At 47.5% G+C, this 18,707-nt stretch carries 16 protein-coding genes; 1 reads left to right on the top strand and 15 read right to left on the bottom strand.

Annotated elements, in window-relative coordinates; translation table 11 throughout:
• Positions 1–11 precede the first annotated feature (11 nt).
• The 13 genes from NLX78_RS16970 to NLX78_RS16910 all read right to left on the bottom strand — a co-directional run bounded on the left by NLX78_RS16970 (position 12) and on the right by NLX78_RS16910 (position 13,566).
• Complete coding sequence (locus NLX78_RS16970; RefSeq protein WP_254351040.1) at positions 12–788, bottom strand: DNA and RNA helicase; 777 nt, start codon at positions 786–788, stop codon at positions 12–14.
• 18 nt (positions 789–806) lie between these two features.
• Entirely contained in the window at positions 807–959 is a 153-nt protein-coding gene (locus tag NLX78_RS16965; RefSeq protein ID WP_023989850.1) for a hypothetical protein, read from the bottom strand.
• A gap of 60 nt (positions 960–1,019) precedes the next feature.
• The gene (locus NLX78_RS16960) at positions 1,020–1,532 is read right to left on the bottom strand and encodes an RDD family protein (RefSeq protein ID WP_322162239.1); all 513 of its coding nucleotides are present in this window, start codon (positions 1,530–1,532) and stop codon (positions 1,020–1,022) included.
• A 62-nt stretch (positions 1,533–1,594) separates the two neighbouring features.
• Positions 1,595–4,246, bottom strand: a complete 2,652-nt coding sequence (locus tag NLX78_RS16955; RefSeq protein ID WP_254351038.1) for an Hsp70 family protein — start codon at positions 4,244–4,246, stop codon at positions 1,595–1,597.
• Positions 4,247–4,277: 31 nt separating this feature from the next.
• Positions 4,278–4,967: an iron-dependent peroxidase gene (locus NLX78_RS16950; protein ID WP_235308896.1), complete on the bottom strand. Its 690-nt coding sequence runs from the start codon at positions 4,965–4,967 to the stop codon at positions 4,278–4,280.
• Entirely contained in the window at positions 4,964–6,283 is a 1,320-nt protein-coding gene (locus tag NLX78_RS16945) for a normocyte-binding protein (RefSeq protein ID WP_254351037.1), read from the bottom strand. The genes NLX78_RS16950 and NLX78_RS16945 overlap by 4 nt, the downstream gene beginning before the upstream one ends.
• A 47-nt stretch (positions 6,284–6,330) precedes the next feature.
• On the bottom strand, positions 6,331–8,208 hold the full coding sequence (locus NLX78_RS16940) for a serine/threonine protein phosphatase (protein ID WP_254351036.1): 1,878 nt from the start codon (positions 8,206–8,208) through the stop codon (positions 6,331–6,333).
• A 22-nt stretch (positions 8,209–8,230) separates the two neighbouring features.
• Positions 8,231–9,061 carry a PP2C family protein-serine/threonine phosphatase gene (locus NLX78_RS16935; protein WP_254351034.1) on the bottom strand — a complete coding sequence of 277 codons (831 nt, stop codon included), beginning with the start codon at positions 9,059–9,061 and terminating at the stop codon, positions 8,231–8,233.
• Between the two features lie 35 nt (positions 9,062–9,096).
• Positions 9,097–9,624 carry an FHA domain-containing protein gene (locus NLX78_RS16930; protein WP_069290165.1) on the bottom strand — a complete coding sequence of 176 codons (528 nt, stop codon included), beginning with the start codon at positions 9,622–9,624 and terminating at the stop codon, positions 9,097–9,099.
• Positions 9,625–9,691: 67 nt separating this feature from the next.
• On the bottom strand, positions 9,692–10,240 hold the full coding sequence (locus tag NLX78_RS16925; protein WP_023989858.1) for an FHA domain-containing protein: 549 nt from the start codon (positions 10,238–10,240) through the stop codon (positions 9,692–9,694).
• A 32-nt stretch (positions 10,241–10,272) separates the two neighbouring features.
• Positions 10,273–10,722: a J domain-containing protein gene (locus NLX78_RS16920; RefSeq protein WP_039272922.1), complete on the bottom strand. Its 450-nt coding sequence runs from the start codon at positions 10,720–10,722 to the stop codon at positions 10,273–10,275.
• Between the two features lie 130 nt (positions 10,723–10,852).
• Positions 10,853–11,278, bottom strand: coding sequence for a hypothetical protein (locus tag NLX78_RS16915; protein WP_025685506.1), 426 nt, complete (start codon positions 11,276–11,278; stop codon positions 10,853–10,855).
• Positions 11,279–11,397: 119 nt separating this feature from the next.
• On the bottom strand, positions 11,398–13,566 hold the full coding sequence (locus NLX78_RS16910; RefSeq protein WP_254351110.1) for a transcriptional regulator: 2,169 nt from the start codon (positions 13,564–13,566) through the stop codon (positions 11,398–11,400).
• A 637-nt stretch (positions 13,567–14,203) separates the two neighbouring features.
• Here NLX78_RS16910 and NLX78_RS16905 point away from each other — a divergent pair.
• A complete protein-coding gene (locus NLX78_RS16905; protein ID WP_254351032.1) occupies positions 14,204–16,291 on the top strand; it encodes a vWA domain-containing protein in 2,088 nt (695 codons plus the stop codon).
• A gap of 43 nt (positions 16,292–16,334) precedes the next feature.
• On the opposite strand, the gene NLX78_RS16900 is transcribed toward NLX78_RS16905, so the two are convergent.
• Positions 16,335–17,246, bottom strand: coding sequence for a serine/threonine protein kinase (locus NLX78_RS16900; protein WP_250266470.1), 912 nt, complete (start codon positions 17,244–17,246; stop codon positions 16,335–16,337).
• 177 nt (positions 17,247–17,423) lie between these two features.
• The gene (locus NLX78_RS16895) at positions 17,424–18,677 is read right to left on the bottom strand and encodes an L-lactate MFS transporter (protein ID WP_235308887.1); all 1,254 of its coding nucleotides are present in this window, start codon (positions 18,675–18,677) and stop codon (positions 17,424–17,426) included.
• Between the last annotated feature and the right edge of the window lie 30 nt (positions 18,678–18,707).

Raw genomic sequence — 18,707 nt, 5'->3', positions numbered from 1 at the left:
TACCTGATTTTCTAATCCACAATCATCCGTCCGGCTCCGCCGCCCTGCCAACGGCCTGCTGTTCGTTTTCCACGTCCGGCGCCTTCTAGAATAAGAACTAGCTGTCTATGCAACTGAGCATGAGAATAATCTCTGTATTCCGCACCATTTCGGTTTGCAATGTAATGCTGAATGGAAGCTCTGTCTACGGCTTCTGAGTTCAGGCATATGAGCGCAAACATACAATCCATCGGATCTGTGGCACCACTTTTAAGCAGCTCGGATGCGAAGTAGCGCATCGTCTCTGGGCGCAATGTACTCTGCTTCAAACCCGCAAAAGGAGCATGAATATCACTCCATGTATTGAATTCGGTTGCCATGTCGGCAAAATCCTGATAATCCGAGCGAAGCACGGCTCCATCTTTGAGCTTGAATCGGCCCAGCTCTATCTCATCCAGACCGATCTCTGCCTCATCCTCCAGCACGATATCTGCATGATGGGCTGTGAAATCCGGGCGATCTGTTTGTTCCAAAAAGAGCAACTTCAACACCGATAGCCGGCCTGTAGCCGCATACGGCACTTCCTGCTCCTGCTCCAGCAGGTATAGTCTATCCTTGTGCTTCACGATGCCTCTACCAATGGTCAGCGTGTTCTCCCCGACAGTTACGTTCATTCCGGTGATAATACCATCCGAAAAATCCTGATACCGGATATCCAGAAAACTGCGTGGGTAGTCTCGCAGGTTCTCCAGCATCTCGGTTTTTAGAATACGGCCCTTCTCAAACTTCGGAACGATATGCGTTAACATGGTGCTCCCCTCCTTTCTCTATTCTTCTTTATTTAGGGGAACAGATAGCCGATTCACACCGGGTGCAGGAGGTGGAACAGGAACTGCATCATCGATGGGTTGAGCTTTGCTTACTCCAAGTAATCCAGTAAATAGGCGAATATTCTTTTCTAAAAATCTGCGTATATCCATCTTGCTCCCCCTGTTTGAAGACTACGGTTCATTATGATCTTAGAATCTATTTATCTACCTTTACATCCCGGCTCCGCGTTGAGCCTGCTCACGAAGGATATAGTCCAGCTCGCGTTTGTCCACAACATAGGTACGGGCGATCAGATCGTGAAGAGCCTGTTTTCTAGCCGTAAAGCCTACCATGATAAAACCGATCCACAAAATGATACTCGATAAAATTTTACTCCAGTAGCGGGCACTCGCACGTCCAAAGCTCAGCTTTTGGTTAAATTCATCTACTACAACGATACCAAGAGCCAGCTTGCCCACCGTAGCTCTGCATTTGGACGATTCCATGATCGCAAAATACAGCCATGAAGCCCCCAAATTCATCAGAGTTTGCCCCAATAATTGCATGGTGAAAATAGCAGTCGACCCGTCTGTCAGCATAGAGGTTTCTGCCGGAGATGGCGCCCAGTTCCCAAAAAGCTGAATTACACCCCAGATCAATCCAATAATCATAAATACAAATCCTAAAATAAGGCTATCAATGATATAAGCCAAAGTTCGCTTCCAAAAACCTGCATACAGCACGTTATCCCCTCCAAGTGGTGTGTACTTTTCTGATTTCAGCATTTTGTGAAATCCTTAATTTACTATTTCGTGCCGTCAAAGAAATCCAGCTCGGAGAGATCATTTTCGAAAGCAAAAAAGCGTTTGGGTCCCAGATGCAGCAATTCATCTCGGCGGGTAATCGGGACTACATAAAAGCCCCATCGGCTATCTCCGACAAAAACAAAATATTTCGTTTCCCCATTACGGATGGAGTCCGTATCATCCTGCGGAATATCCCGCCCGTACAGCACGGCAATTTCCTCATACGGCATGGGTTCAAAAGCTTCTGGCCGACTACGATACACATGGCGCTGACGCAGCTTGCCGCCATCGGCCGTCAGGAAGAACTCCACCTCAGCCGCATGAGACGGCCGGGAAATAGAACCGCGTACCCGGTTGCTTTCCAAACTCGCAATCAGCTCCTTCTCGCGTCCCGTATGCGTCCATGCGCTGACCGTGTACGGAATAGCCGGAATATGATTGGTAATGACAGGCTCAATCGTGCCCATTTTTTTAGCGTTCAGGTAACGGATAGCCCCGCGCAGACAGGCCATTTTCAACTCAGGTACTCGGCTGAGGTCCTCTGCCTTTTGACGAAACTCAATACTGCGCCCTGGTACAAATTCCTTGAGTGCTTCGCGAAATACGTCAATCCGGCAGGACTGCCCGGTTAGCTTGATAATCGAATAATCCTGCAAGCGCCCCTCCATATAAAACTCATCCAGAAACTTGCGCACAATATTGTAGATGTCTGCCTTAAGAAGCTGCTGTATCTCCCGAATGTTAAACACCACATCAGGCAACCCATATTCATCACGAAATCGTCCGTTCTCGATGACTGATACCAGCCAACGATCCATCACTGCAATGTTCAGGTCGCTTTCAGCAGATAATACCTGCTCGGATTCGAAGCGGCTGCGTAAGATTCCCGTACGTAGAAAAAATTCCTTTTTCATATTTTCTGCCGCGCTCCATAACAGATGAAAATTACTCAGTACCCGCTGATATTCATCCCGTGTAGCATGTTCATACTGTTTGAACGCGGTAGGCAAGATGGCCTCTGCCTCACGGTAGCGTTCCTCCAGTCCCGCATATACAGCATCTACACCAAACTCATCCACATGACGGTACAAATCTCCCGAAGGAATGCCGATCAGGGCATCAATATCGGTGTCAGGCAGACGAGTCTCGGCAGCATAATAACCTGCAAATACAATTTTCATAAACTGCATAATCCGATACGTCAGATTGTTCCCACCAAAATTGGTATCCCCATTTTCATACGTTGTGTGAATATCCAGCTTGTAAGCAATACGTCCGTCCTCAATTCGGAATCGGCAGGAAGACAAATCTGTCGTGCCTCCACCACAATCAATGACAAGTGCCTGATACTCCTCACCGTCCGCAAAAGTCCCTCGTTCCATCTGGTCTGCCAGCGTGTTGTACAGCACAGCCAGCCCTTCGTCCAGCGCATCCTCCGCTTCAATCTGGTAATCCGGCAAAATATCACTAAACATCTCTATAAACTGGGGCTGCAACTTGACCGGAGCAGAAAAGTGCAGGTTGCGGAACCGACACTTAAATTGCTGCTCGGCTGTAGCAATCACATAACGGATAAAAGCAGCTAAAATATCACTGCGGGAAGCGGTTGCTGTATTCCCCTCGGAATCCATTAATTCCTCGATTCGCTTATAATCGTTGACCCACCGCTTGATCCCCCGCAATACTGTCGCACGGCTGCCTGCCACATCAGATCCACGTAGTGCATCCTCCCCAAATACATAAAGGATATGTTCTGGATTGGAGCAGTCTGCGACGCGAATAGCAGTCGGCAATACTTCGATCCAGTCGCCTTCTGCCCCTTCTGGGCCGGGGAATGACACATAATTGATGGCGTTCAGCCTTACCGTGCTGCTCATACCTGTATCAGGGGCCGTAACGTAGGAGCTATCCAAATAAGAACCTGCTGTGGTGTTCGAGGTGCCAAAATCAATCGCAAGTACCGCATCTGTAGTTTCCGTGCCCCGAATGATCAGCTCTGCCACCGGAACCCGGTGACCTTGAAGCTTCAGCGGCAGCATCGGCTTATCTCCATAGTAGAGGTTATAAAAATATTCTGATTCCTGTCTGCGCAGAAACAGCAGGCTATAACTATGATTGGACGTCTCTCGCAGTTCAGCATCACGATGACGAGAAAGATAATATACGCCTGTTCGTCCCTCATCCTTCACCAAATTCAAAACACCGCACAGTTCTCCTGTCGCATTCACCAGCAGCACATTAGATGAGCTCAGCCAAGGCAAATCGGATTCAATCCGATAGTTGTCCATGCGACCTGTGCGTACACCCTGATACAGTGTGATTTTGGCGGGAACCCGGATACCGCTGCTCTCCTGCCGACGGTCGTTCCAGTTTCGCTGTAGTGCCGATTCCATGCGTTCAAAACCACCAGGATTCGGCCTTGTGATGAGTAGATGCTCCTCCGCACTCCGAAATCGCAAAATCACGCGAATCAATTCTTCACGTGCCAGGCGATTGGCAAAGCCCTCGACCAGTCGTTCCTTATCGCATATTCCGCGTAACTGAAAGGTCGTCATTTGCTCCAATTCCGCCCGCGTGTATTTCGCCGTGAAGCGTATGCTTTTTCGATCGGTGAGCGGGTCTAGCAACCTGTATGTATAGGGTCCGTTCATCGTTCACATGTCCTTTCTTAGCCATTTAGCCTTAATAGAGGGCGATAGCGTCTATTTTCATCGTAGGATCTTCCTCTAAAATGCCGAAATGACTTGTCCAATACAATTCCGTCGTAAAACGTGCCGGAAGAAACAAATCCAGAATCAAATCCACTTTAATCCGTGACAATGGCGTCTCCTCTTGGCCGATATAGATGAGTAATTCGTCTTTTTCCTCACAATTGGTGTAAATGATTGAGCGATGAAAGACGCGCCGCATCGTTTCTTTTAGCAGATGTACGGCTTCTCCCGTCTCATACAGGCGCAGCAGTCCTTCAGCAATCGCGTCCTGATCCTCACGGTTTAATTGTCCAAAGCCTTCCTTTACCTTCAGGCCAAAAATGCCCTCTGCAATATCACGCCGAACAAACCGGATATGGTACTCCCGCCGATTCATCCCTTGATACAAGTCCATTTCCGCCAGAAAATGCATCATAATATCAAATAGCGATTCTCTCAGCTCCAGATACTCTTCAGCATCCGGTGGAAACAGATCCCGAAAAATAGAATAAAAGCGGTAGTACGGATTGATTTCCACTACCTGCTCCAAATGGGAAGTATTCAACTCTGCCAGACTAAGCTCCATATACGGAGAGTAGCTAACAGCGGGTACGAAGCGGAATTTATCTACATCCAGGCCCTGTTCCCTCGCACGCATGAGCAAATCCCAGACGTAATTCACACCCATTCTCCTTCACACTTGTACTCTGGAAAATACATCTGCACTTCTGATACCAGAAAGCTCATTAAATCGGATAAAATATAAGCAGGCGCGGTTGGCGAAACATCGTCAGAACCACGTCTGAACCCCAAACGCATGATCTGCTTGCCTTCCTCTGTCCGTACGTTATCGCTGACAAACGGATTTAACGGATACGTCTGGGTTTTGGTTACAAGGTTGCTTACATCATTTCTCCCTGCACCTCCCCAGATGTCCACACGTTCCAGCTCCAGCCCCTGCGCTGCTTCAAACGAGTTTACGATGCGCATGATTTCCGCTTTGGCACGGACAATCACGGCCTGTTTTCCTGCATAGCGGCCCAAAAAGCTGTCCTGTCTCCGATTAGAAAATAACGGATAAGTCTGACGACTAAGTCTCGTTGTAACAGGCTTCGTAACCTTCAACACATGCCATTCGCCAGACTTGTCACGTGGTGTGACAATCGTCAGTTCCTCTTCTGTACGCTTGATATACCGGATATCGCCTTCAGTCCCGTCAATCAAATAACCATGCTCAGGACCTGTTTTTCGCAAAGGCAGCACATGCTCATAGTTCACACGATCCATAGCGGGTATAGGAAAACCGCTGTTCTTTAGAGATAGCCTTTCAATGTTCCAAAGCGGAAAAACGTCGCCCTTCTTAAAAACGTCGAATTCCTCCAATGAAATTGTAATTTCATGAATTTCTTCATGGGCGGCCGGCTCGCCGTCTCCACCAATCAATACACAGTCCACAAACTTATAAGCGTACGGATGATTAATTGTTTTCCACGGCATGCCATTTTGCATAAACGTGTGATATAACTGCTCAATCTCCAAAATATAAGAACGGTTATGCTCCAGACGAAAACGAATCGGATAATTGCCGGTTTCCGTGACCAACATTCCTGAGAAAATTCGCTTGCTGCGCACCAGCGCTGAGATACGTTCGGTCTCCATCTCAAGAAAAAGCGTAAACAGCGGCATCGCACCGCCTTCGCGTACCACCTCTGCCACACGGCTGATGTCCATCTGCTTTTCCTCCGTATCAGACGGTAACACAGGATATAAAAATTCATGAATTGGGTCATAGTCCTCACGCGATGTCAATGACACGTACACATCAATCTTTTCTTCCGTATTCTCAATTTCCTCAAATACCCGCCGTTCTAGCTGGCGGGTCATTTCTTCCTGATATTCGACGAGGTTCATAAATACCCCCGCCATCATATTTTTCAGTAAACGTCTCTGCTCTAAATCGTCTATCTTGCTCAAACGGTCCTGTACCAGCTCTTTCACGACGTCTCACTCCTTTCCGGCTCCAGCATTCATTGAACATGAAAAACTTAACCTCCGTTCGCAGCAGCCCGATCTTGGTTCTCTGAATCAGACGCCCCTGCTGCTTTAGAAGCGGAATCAGCAGTTCCTTGCTCTTTGTTGGTATCCACCTTGGCCGAAGGGGCAGTTCCATCGCCTGTACCACTGCTCTTTGCAGCCGAAGAGGCTTCCTTCTTCGCGGGTGTAGTTCCCGCTGAAGCCGTTGGCGCAGCCTTCGTTTGCGATTCTGCAGCAGGGGTTGCAGCAGCGGAAGATGAAGCTTCACTCGCTGTGTCCCCTGCGTCCGTGTCGTTCAACGCTCCGTCAGACAATCCCAATCCAGCAGGAAGCTGACCATTTTTCTGCTGTTCCGCGCTCTGCTTTTCCTCCGCCTTGGCAATGCTCCGCTCCAATGCCAGAACACTTTCGAGCTTATCAATCTCCTGATAAATTTCCTGTGCCCCGCTATAGGCATCAATGGCTCCTTCATAATCGAGATCCTTCATCATCCGATCCCCTTTGGCCTGAAGTTTGCCAGCTTGAATCTCCTTGAGCTGCTGCTGAATAGCTGTCAATTTATCGTTGGCCTCGGTAATTTTCTTCTCCAGTTCTTTTTGCGCGGACGTATAACCGGATTCCATCGCAGCCTTGTTTGCTTTCTTGTATAGCTTAAGCGCATTCGTGTAATCGCCGCCCTGAAATTTTAAATCTCCGTCCTTCATCCAGCTCGCTGTCTCGGCATAGCTGTCCAATTGATCGATTTTATGCTCAATATCCTTCACATTAAACGGTGGATATAGCCCGGCGCTTTTCCGTGCTTTCTCGTAGCTGGCTTCAGCTTTGGTAAAGTCCGCCTTTTCCACGTAGCCGTCTCCGTCCACCAGCAATTGAGATAGTTTCTGCTCGGCTGTATACAGTCGCTTATGAATCTTATCGTTAATTTTAACCGCCGCGTTTTTCGCTTCGCTGTAGGACTTGAGCGCCTTCGCATAATCTCCTGTCCTTGCATAATCATCTGCGGCTTGGGCTGATTCGATCATCGTTTCCAGTGCAGCTGCCTTATTCGCAGCCATACGAGCCAACGTAATCCATGCTCCCCCGCCCACAACAATAAAGACAAGCAACGCAATCAAAATCCGTTTGATCAACTTGCGGCGGTTTTTAGGCTTTTCCTGAAAAACTTTATTTACATAAATGGCCGCAGCCGTGTAATTATTCACCGTCCGGTGCTGTTTGCTTAGCAGAACCTCTTCCAAGGTGTCCGTCAGCATGACCGGGTCCTTCGCTTCCTCCAGCGCCCCCAGCATTTCCGCCAGCTCGACGTCCTCCCACATCCCTGAGGTGGCAAGCAGGATTACATCTCCATCTGCAAGCTGGGTCTTTTTGGCGTAATGGGCATGAACTCCATTCGGATTTCCCAAGTATTCCAGCAGATTACCTCGTTCCTCATGTGTGCTGGTCGCTTCGTCTGGAATGCGTCCATCATCTGCCAATGACTGAGCCAAACTATGATCCTTACTGCGAAAATTAAGCCTTCCATTGCGAAAATGATATAGCCGCACATTACCGCACGAAACATACACCATTTTGTTATAGTTGGTCACTACCATCAGCAGACTGGCTTTGAGCCGAACGCGACGGCTTTCAAATTGCAGCCATTCCTGCGCTTCACGCAGATCTCTCATCAAGCGCCGTTTGGACATGGAAGGCTTCTCCATGAAGTTTTCCAGCACCGTTTTGACAACCATTTCTGCGCTGCGCAGCTCCTGATCCGAATCCAGACCGTCTGCGAGGACATAACAGGCCATGTCGTCCGTCTCCATGAATGCAAAATAGTCCCGGTTGTCTATGTAAGAGCCCGCTTCCGACACAAAGGCGGTACTAAAATCGCTGTTGTCCTTGCGCATCGCTACCCCCGTCTTTCTTGTTTCATCCTATCGCCAAAATAAGTACTGTCGCATTATCCTGACTTTTAAAGCCTTTATTATTAATGGCGTCGATCATGGCATCCGCTGTTTCCTGCGGTGTTCCACCCTTGCGCATAATCTCTTCCAATTCAATCTCCGTCAGCGCCTCCTGAATGCCATCGCTGCACAGCAGCACATGATCGCCTGAATACAAACGAATCGGTGCATTACCCATTTCCATGCTCTCAAAGCCCTCATAGCCCAAGTAGTTGACCAGTTGATTGCGTACTGGACTCGTTTTGGCTTCCTCCGAGGTCATTTGTCCAGCAAGCACTCGTTCCTCCAGCAGTGTTTCTGCTGTATGCTTGGAATTGACTGTTTGGAAATGACCATTGCGGTAAATCGTAATCAAGCTGTCGCCCACCGCTCCGTAATACAGCTGATAGCCGCACACAATGACCGCAGCCAGCGTCGTTCCTCCGCCCTGTCCGTTCAAATTTTGCAAAATGCCGCGATTGCTTTGAGTTGCCGCCTCTGCAAAATATCCATTCAAATTCGTTGCATCTTCCAGCTTGGCAAACGCCTTCGTAAAAGTCGTCACAGCCAAGGTACTGGACATACGCCCATTGGCCAGCCCACTAATACCGTCTGCGACAACAGCCAGCGTACCGACAGGTGTCGTCATACTGGAGAAATAATCATCCTGCTCGCTCCGGCTCCCGATCGTTTGACCATTTCCGATCTCAATTCCACTCACGGTACGGCTGCCGGAACTTCGCGTCAGTCGTATACGGATCATGAGCAGAACAGCGAATAGTACCGCAGCTCCACTTACAACAAAATAAGGCTGCATATCGTTACCTCCCTGCACCATTGCCCAATTCCGTCCTAGTTTTCGTTATCCCACTCAAAATGGGCGCCACACAACGGGATAAAGATAAATTTGCTGTGTCCCAGCTGAATCACGTCATAGGCAGCCAGCTCTGCTGGTGAATATACCGCCTCGTTATTGTGGTACGCCAAACCTGATGAATCGCCTGGCAGCAAGTAAAAGTTACGTTTCTTCGGATCATACACAATGACCGCATGATTTCTACGGGAAATCGTGTTGTCCCCGATAATGCGGACATGCATTTCCTCTGCGCGCCCGATAAAGTTTTTCTCCGCCATAATGCGATAATCCTGACCCACCTGTGCTCCTTCGATGCATACCAGCCATCCGGTTACCGGATGAATGCCCACCGTCTCGCCCAAATACGGCATTGTTTTGTCGTTATCTCCTGCGACGTTTGTTTTCGCCACTGGCTCTGCGCTCTTGGGTGCAGCTACATTTACTACCGTGTTGCAATAAGGACACGTATTTCCGTGCTTTCGTGTACTGAACATGTGTCCGTTCGGGCATCTTGTCAAACTCATAGTCGGTTCCTTCCCCCATTGTCATGATTGTCTTTTCAGCGATCTGAGGATTTTGCAGCATCCTCATCTATTTAACGAGCAGTCTCGTATTGGCAATATATAATAAATCACCTGAGTAAATCCGGTATGGCTCACCGCTTTCCAACTTCTTGGTTACACTTTCGTTGGCAGACCGCAAGCCTGTACCATTACCGGAATCCACATCCTCCACAAACCAGTCGCTGTTCACCCGGTTGAGTACCGCATGCTCCACACTTACCAGGGAGGCATAATCTGTACCTACCAAATCAATATCCGCCTCCGAACGCGACGTTGTTTTACCGATCAAGAGCGACGTTTCGCCTTCGATATACCATTCTTTAATGGACTCGCCCTCTTCATCAATCAACACTAGCTTGGCAATCCGCTGACGTTGCGCCTTTGGCTTGGCCACGGGTACAACGGACACCAGATTGCGCAATATGTATACAAGCACGCCGATTCCAATACCTATCGCGACCACGGTTTTCAAACCGCTGTAGCCTGTACGATTAAACACATAAAAGGCGATCGCCAGCATCAGCCCGAACATGGCAACATCTATGATGAAAACCCATCTGTTCTGCGCCGTTTTCACTGCTTGCTTCCCCCATTTCTATCCTGAAATCATCACTTTTTACGAATACCGAAAAATTGGTTAAACATCGCGGAGGTATCCGTCGGATCACCGGGTTTTTTCGTTTTTTTCCCTGGTGAGCCCTCCTTCGTTTTCGGATGAAAACCAAAAAATTGCTCAAAGTCAGTCCCTATATCAGCCGGATTGAATCCTTTGGCTGCCGTACGCGCACCTCTGGAGGATGCAGCCCCTCTCCCTCTCTCTTGCTGTTCCCCGCCAGCTCCCTCAGTTTTTCGGATGAGCTCGGCATCGTATGCCTGCCGCAATGCTTCGTCACGCAAGGTATTGTAAGCCTCGTGAATCAGCTTGAACTTGCGCGTTGCTTCCTCGCTTCCCTGGTTGGTATCAGGATGATACTTTTTGGCCAGTTTACGGTAAGCCTGCTTAATCTCTGCCTCCGAAGCATCCCGGCTGACACCGAGCAGCTCATAGTAGTTGGTCATTGTGTGATGTTCCCCTCTCCGAAAAAAATAAATATTAAGAGACCCGTAGGCCTCTTAATATTTATCCACCCTGCACTTGTGTGCCGGGTGAGTGTGTTTTTAAGCTGCACTTAACGTGAAGACGTTAAGCTTAAACCGGATATCCGCCGTCGATTGTAGCCAGCTCGGTTTTGTCTTTCTTTTGTTTGATGTAGAGTGTAAATGCACCTACACCTTCTGTGTCGCCGAAGTGCTCGGTGTAGTCTACAACGAAAGCATTCGGGAAGTGGATTTTACGCACAACTTGATCAGCTGCGATAACTTCCAGTGTTACTTTACGGTAGCTGTCTGCTTTTTCAGCAGGAACCAGAGACCACAAAGCCAGTTTCAGCGTGTCATCCGCGCTGTCACCGTCTACGGCTGTGATGATTTTACCGCTGATACGCAGCGTGGAGCCTACGTCTGTGGAGCGTGCATTGGAATCGTCCGGTGTATCGGTGTCATAAATAACCGTTTGGATGTTATCCAAGCCCAGCTCGATTGTTTCTTGTCCTTCTACTTTCAATCTGAATCCCATGTGTGTTGCCTCCTTGAAATTAGGTAATATGATGGCGGGAGATGCAGAGCTTCTCCGCGATTTATGTATAAAGGCGGTTCTGGATAGAAACGCCTCTAACATCTTTCGTAGTGCTCGGATCATGATTTGACCGAGCTGGTTCCCTTAGTGATCATGACTTCCAGGTTCTTCACATTACCGTTGAAGACCAGATCGATATGGCACATATTGCTTTTCTCATCAATAATGAAGCTCATATCGTCTCCATCCTGAATGATCGAGTTAACAGATCCTCTGCTGCTCAGCCACTTGCTCTTCTGACTGCTCGGATTGTTACTGAAGAAGCGGACGATATTTTCGTGTTTGAAGTCCCCTGTCTGGTAGCGTAAAATACGTTCAATGTACGTGCTGACCAGCGTCTTGTAGATGGAGTCAAAACCGTCCTCGGACATCGCCATGCTTCTCGCCTTGTAGACGGTAATCCGGCGGATATCCTTATCCTGGATCTGAGCATTCTCCGACGAGAATACAAAACCGAAGTTTTTACGGTTGATGGCATCCTTGATCGTGTTGGTGAATCCGGTGATTTCCTTGGCCATCGTCGTTACCGTGCGCAGGCTGTTGTCTCCTGCTTCGATGTCGAAGCGTACGCCAGGGAAGTTTTTATTGACCGTTTTGAACGTCTCACGCAGGTACTCAGGACACTGATAGGAAGCGACCAAGCCAGCGGCAACGTAGGCTGCACCTACATAAACACCCTCGATCCACAGCTTGAGAATATCCTCTTTCTCCTTAGAGAGCTGTACACCGTCTTCGGTCTGTAGCATTTTGCTGTCGATAATGACACCCGATTTGTCCTTCGGAATAATCGTAAAGTTCGGTACGCAAGGAATAGCAAATTCGCTATATTCTCTGCGAACGAGACTGGCGCATTTATCGACATATTTGTCGATGCCTGCTGTCGCCATACTGTTGAAAGTCGTTTCTTCACCGGATTCAAAGTTAAAGAACATTTGAATTTTGTAATCCTTCACGACTTGCAGCAGCATCGAGAGCGATTCCATAGAATTTCCGCCCTGCTTAACGACCTTCTCGTTACCCTTGAAGCGTTCACGTGAAACCTTTACCTTACCGGCTGCTTCCAGCTCGACGGATGGAACGATACCGAACCAGATCGTGTCGCTGAACTCATTCTTAGCATTCACAGTGTTCAGGTACGTTTCCAGGCGCGGGATATTGCTGCTTTTCACCAGCATGTCCAGCTTGTTGTTCGCCACCAGCATTGTCGGCAGCATACCTTTGCTCTTCGTTGCATATTGATCGAAGAACATTTTGACACCGAGGATTTTCTCCACAAGCGGCTTAACCGCCTTTACGAAATCGTCCTTGGCATTTTTATAGAACTCCAGATACGTGTTGTAGTTTTGAACTTCAACCGCTGTATCCACCTTCGTCTGAACAGCTGGCAGTGGCACAAATGTGCGAACCACCAAATCCTTCACATAGTCAGAAGGCGTATCTGTGATGGAGTTATAATCCTCTTCGAATACTTGGGAGAGATCGCCAGTGCTGTTCTCATCCAACAGCATCAGCTCAGTGCTGTCGCTCTTCGGCGCTTCAATAATTTTCAGTTCGCCGCTTTCCCCAATGGAGAGCATACCCACCTGGATCAGCTCACCGGAGTTTTCCTCTTGGGCGCCACCGAGCAGAAGGCGGGTTTTGATGTCCTCAATTGCCAGTGGGAGCATAGCCATAACGTTGTTATAGTTCTGACTCGCTTCCTCGAACATTCCATTCAGCTTGTCACCCATGTCGAGTTTCTTCGGATCGCCATCATCCAGCTTGTCGTATTCACCGTACATATAGTGAATCTCTTTGCGGACTTGACGAATATCATCCATAACCTTTTTCGGTGAAATCATATCCAGCAGATTTTCAAATTTGAAATCTACATTGGTGATTCCTTGACTGCGCTTGGTATCAATGAGCGTAAACAACATTTTCAGAAAATCATTACTTTGATTTACACGAATTTCAGAAATGCTATCCTCATCAATTCCCTCTGGCTTTTTAAGGGTGTAGACGACTTTTTGATTGGCCGCGTTAAAAAACGAATACACGGTCGGCGAAAACTTATCCAAAAATTCGTCAAAGCTGCGCACCAGAAGGTGCTGATTAATTTCCTTGATCTTCTCATCGCTCAAGCTGTCAATACTCTTCACATCACCTACAATGGTGATCAGGTCCAGCTTTTCCGGGTTAATCTCTTCAAAAAGCATTGTCCGGTTGGTTTGATAAATGATTTCCATCGCTGTCGGCAAATGAACAAAGTATGAGTTATAGGTCCATTGCTCCATATACGGACATGGGATGTCCAATTTGAAACGGACGAAACTCATTTTTAGTTCTTTTGCCTCCTCCCCCCTACTTAACATTTAAATTCGTCAAAGGATTGAGCTTATACCACATTTACGGTACAGGCATGTAACCTCGAAAATCGGTCCGAAGCGTTATTCGGCTTTTAACGGCAAAGCATACAAATGAGATGTTTTTCAAATTCAAAAGTCAGATAACACAGAAATTTTAAATTTATGATTTCGTATTCCTAACTTCAATCCCAATTTTTGCCGTTGATACGAGAGCTATCATACAAAGCACTCTTCAGTTTTGTCAATTTCTGTAGTCTCAGATTGAAATAGGGCATTTTGACTCATTTTATGCGTAAATACGTAATTTTTATGATATGTTAGACCTGTTTTTTCAGGGAAATATTCACAAATAGAACTCAATTACCGATAGAAGTCCATTGGATATTTCTGATAAGCGTAAAAGAATCAAATTCATGGCTAATGTGAAGGTTATCAGCTGTTTTGATCCTTTATCCCTTATATCCCAAGGATTAGGAGAGCTGATCCCCCCACGTTGGCCTCGGCGATGGAGGAGCTTATGTTCAGAATAAGGAAACTAGGGATTATCGTTTTCATGACTTTTGTACTATTTTTACAAATGAGCCTAAACGGGGTCATTTGCACTGTAAATCAGGCTAATGCAGCATCTTTAGGTGCTGTCCCGATCGAGGGTTATGATGCCGTTTTTGTACTGGATACCAGTTATTCCATGAGGGATACCGATCCTGAAGGCATTGCGGCCGAAGTCATCAATATGTTTATGGATTTGAGTGATGCAGACCGTACGCGCGTCGGATTCGTTGCCTACAATCACCACGTGGTCGCCTCGAAACCACTAACTTCGATTGCTGTGGCAGCGCAAAAATCCCAGATCCAGCAGGAAATCAGAACGCTAAACCGTTCCGGTTATACGGATTTGGGACTTGGGTTGCGTAAAGGCTCGGAGCTGCTAGCGGCAGGAGCATCCCAAGGGCGTCAGCCTTTTATGATTCTGTTGTCTGATGGAGAGACTGATTTTGGTGCCTCCTCTGGTTCACGATCCAAGGGTGACTCCAATAACGATGTGTCCTCTGTCATCAAATCTGCACAGACCAAGGGATATCCGGTGTATACGATTGGTCTGAATCATGATGGCACAGTGAATCGACAAGAACTCGAACGGATCGCTTCTCAAACGGGTGGAGCTTCTTTTATTACGAGTAGTGCCGAGGATCTGCCGGAAATTCTGAACCGTATTTTCGCCAGTCAAATTCGTTCCAAGCTCGTCCCAATTGCTGCAATTACGACTACTGGCGAGATGCAAGAATTAACTGTAACTCTACCGGACTCTAGTATGGAGGAAGCCAATCTGGTGCTTTTGTCGGAGCATCCCCTTCTGGAAACACAGCTATATTCCAATTCAGAAAATGTCCGCAGGTACAAGTCGAGCCGCTATGCGATTTTAAAAATCGAGCATCCACAGGCAGGTAAAGTGAAGTTGAAGCTACGGGGCATACGCGGGGATTTGGTGAAAATCAATTTACTTGGCAGCTATCGACTGGAAGCCGAAGCTACCATGGGAGGAAAGCAAGCAACGGCAACTCATGGCGACAAGCCTGTGCAGTTGCTGAAAGGTCAAGCGACACCGTTTCAAGCTCAGCTTCTGTTGCCGAACAATCAAAAGCTTACAGATGAAGCCGTATATACGTCTCTCCAAGCCCATATTGTAGTTACTCCCAAGGGGGGCACAGCCAAAAAGGTGCCTATGACCTATAAGTCAGGAGCCTTTCATACCGAATATGCGTTCCCTCAAACCGGGGATTATACATGGCAGCTATCTCTGGATAGTCCGCAATGGTACCGTAAGGGAATTGTACATAAGGTTCACGCGGCCAATGCAGCACCACAGGTCTTAAAAGACCTGACGATTCACCTGGTAAAAGAAGACGGCGATTCCCGTCGAAGTTTATCAGATTTTATTGTTGACCCCAATCATGACAAGCTGAACTATAAGCTGGATTCAGAAGTCGCTGGGGGTACGGTCCATGCTGAGATTAACGGTAATGATCTGCTGCTATCCGAGCTCCACACAGGTGACTCTCAGCTGAAGATTAAAGCTACCGATCCGGAAGGAGCATCCAGCAGCGCTACACTAACCGTTTCTGTACAATCCCGGTATACAGCCATTAAATGGACGGTAGCCATCAGTGTCGTAGTAGCCGCTCTTCTATATTGGTTCTTGCGGCCGAAGCCGCAGTTTGCCGGAAGAATCGAAGGATATTTTCTTGCTACAGCAAGTGGACAGGAGATTCCGGTAAAATCTTGGCCGCTCACCTCCTTTCCGGGTCGTAAGGTCAGCTTGCAGGAATTGTTCCGTACGCTTGACGTTCACGAACCGTTGCCAGAAGCGGAACGGATCGTATTTTCCGCAGGTAAAAAAGGGAGCCTAATCGTAAAACATGATACACGCTGCGCCTTACAGCATGGAAAGATCAGATTAGCCCGTAACAAAAAAGCAGTCATGGAGTACAGCGACAAGCTGTACATTACATTCGAGGATGGTGTCACTGAAATCGAGCTGCGATACAAAGCGATTAAACCGAATACTTCAGTGTACACCGACCATATCCAAGCTCCGACAGGATAATGTCCGTCACAACGTAAAAAAAGAGAAGCACCGTCTCTTACGATTAATGAACCGTAAGAGTAGGGCGCTTCCCTTTTTTTATCCAATATTCCGCACGTAGTGCGGCTTTAAACCATCGAAGTGAGCGGCAACGCTTGTTAGCCTGTACCTCCAGACCTCGCCGAATGACATACGGCAGCAGAGAAAGTCCCGCATTTTCAATCTGTATCCGCTCGGAATGATCTGCAAACAATCGGCCCGGCACATCAGGTGGAGGTGCTCCTTTTCGGCAATAATACAGCGTGGCAGCCAAACTATAGATATCCGACACAGGCCCCTGCTGCGAACGATTAGAGTAAAATTCCAGCGGAGAATAGCCCGCCGTGGTGAAGATCGGATGCTCTTTGCCTTCAAAATGCACAGCCGAACCAAAATCAATCAGCTTGATGTTGCCATTTTCCCCAATCATAATGTTGCCCGGCTTAATATCCCGGTGAATAATTCCTTTGTCGTGAATGTACTCCATGGCATCAATTAAAGGTAGCACCGTGTGGTACAAAAAAGTGGGATCAGATGTTGGCACAGCTTCTTCTTTCATCATTCGATCCAATGTCTTGCCTGCACAGTACTCCATGACCAGATAGGCAGTTCCATTTTCCTCAAAGTGATCTATATAACCGACAATTCCCGGATGACTTAACTCCTTCAACATTTGCCCTTCACGCAAAAAATAATGCATAAACTCCACGTATTTGGATTGCATAGAAGCACCGCAAGTGACCGTTTTTCGATCCATCCCTCGCAAAGCCAGGGCATTCGGAAAAAATTCCTTCACAATGACCTTTTCTCGGTTATCCAACAGCCTTGCCGTATACACGATGGCCAGCTCACTGCGGGACAAGGCGCTTCGAATTTGATATGTATTTCGCAGCTTCGTATTGCGGGCAAGCAGATTCCCGCTTGTATCCACGATCATGACTCGTCCTCCTGTCAGGTTCTTAGCTTATGTCTTTTGTATATATCGGCTTATTACACATCTTTTTATTATACCGTAAAATAGATTATTGGAAAAACAAATAACCTGCCATAATCTCCCTTAGAGAAATGATGACAGGTCTTTTGGCATTCATCTGGTTCTTTTTTCTCAAATCGTTTAACCCAGTTTCGTTCCAGGCTTCATGCTGCGCACACTGTTGGTATTTTTCTTCCGTTCACTGCGCAGTTTGCCTTTGCCTTGTTCTGGAGTGCGAATGGTGAGGGCAATTAGGAACGATACGACACACAGCACAGCAATCGTGGTAAAGGTCGGGATGAATCCACCGAGCAAGGCTGCAATAAATGACCCCGCCAGCGCACCGAGGCCAAAGCCTTGATACACAATACCATAGTTTTTGCTTTGATTTTTCAGACCGAAGAAATCAGCTACAATGGCAGGAAAGACTGTAATGTTGCCGCCGAAGCAAAAAGCAATTCCTGCTACACAGGCAAAGAATAAACCAAAATTCAGCGGTACCAGACTCAGCACTGTGACTGCGACCGCCGTTGTCAGCAACGCACCCGCTACTACTTTCAGACGACCTACTTTATCCGATAGCGCACCCAGTATGATCCGGCCCGCCGTGTTGAAAATAGCGACCATAGCGACCGCGTTAGCAGCTGTTGCTACATCTAGGCCGGCCATCCGTACGCCGATATCTTTGACGACCCCAATCAGGTAGAGACCACTCATACAAGCGGTAAAGAACATTACGAACAACAGATATGCCTGCTTGGTGCGCAGCATTTCTTTGACGGTGTAATCTCGCTGTACAACCCCATTTTGTACCGAAGGCTTGTTCACGACTACAGCTTCTCTTACCAGGAAGGAACCACCCACAATCATAATCAGCACGATCATTCCCCAATATAAAAACGCTTGTGATACGCCAACGGACTGAATCAACGAACCATTAATATACTTGAATATAAGGCTGCCTGTTCCATATGCCCCAACCGAAATACCGGAAATAAGTCCTTTTTTCTCAGGAAACCATTTAATCAGATTCGACAGTGATGTAATATATGCCGTTCCATCCGCAAAACCTACGACAATACCCGCCAAAATGTAAAGCAGGGACAGCGATGTTACCTGCGAACTGAGCATGAGACCGGCTCCTAACACGACACCTGCACACAAAATCAGACGACGTAACCCCCATTTATCCTGTAGTTTGCCTGCGAATAATGTAGCAAACGCCAGTGCAAAACTGGTAATTGAAAATGTAATGGCAACCGAACTGAGGTTCCAGCCAAAGCGGTCCACCAACGGTTGATTAAATAAACTCCATGTGTAAATGGTTCCTAATCCCATCTGGACAATTATTGTTCCAAGTACGACAAGCCAACGATTTCCGCTGTTTGTTTTCATTTCAATCTCCTCTTTTCATTCCGGCTCTAC

It is taken from the genome of Paenibacillus sp. Lou8.1 (assembly GCF_024213565.1).
GTDB classification, from domain to species: Bacteria; Bacillota; Bacilli; order Paenibacillales; family Paenibacillaceae; genus Paenibacillus; species Paenibacillus polymyxa_B.
This window is presented reverse-complemented; position numbering and strand designations above follow the sequence as displayed.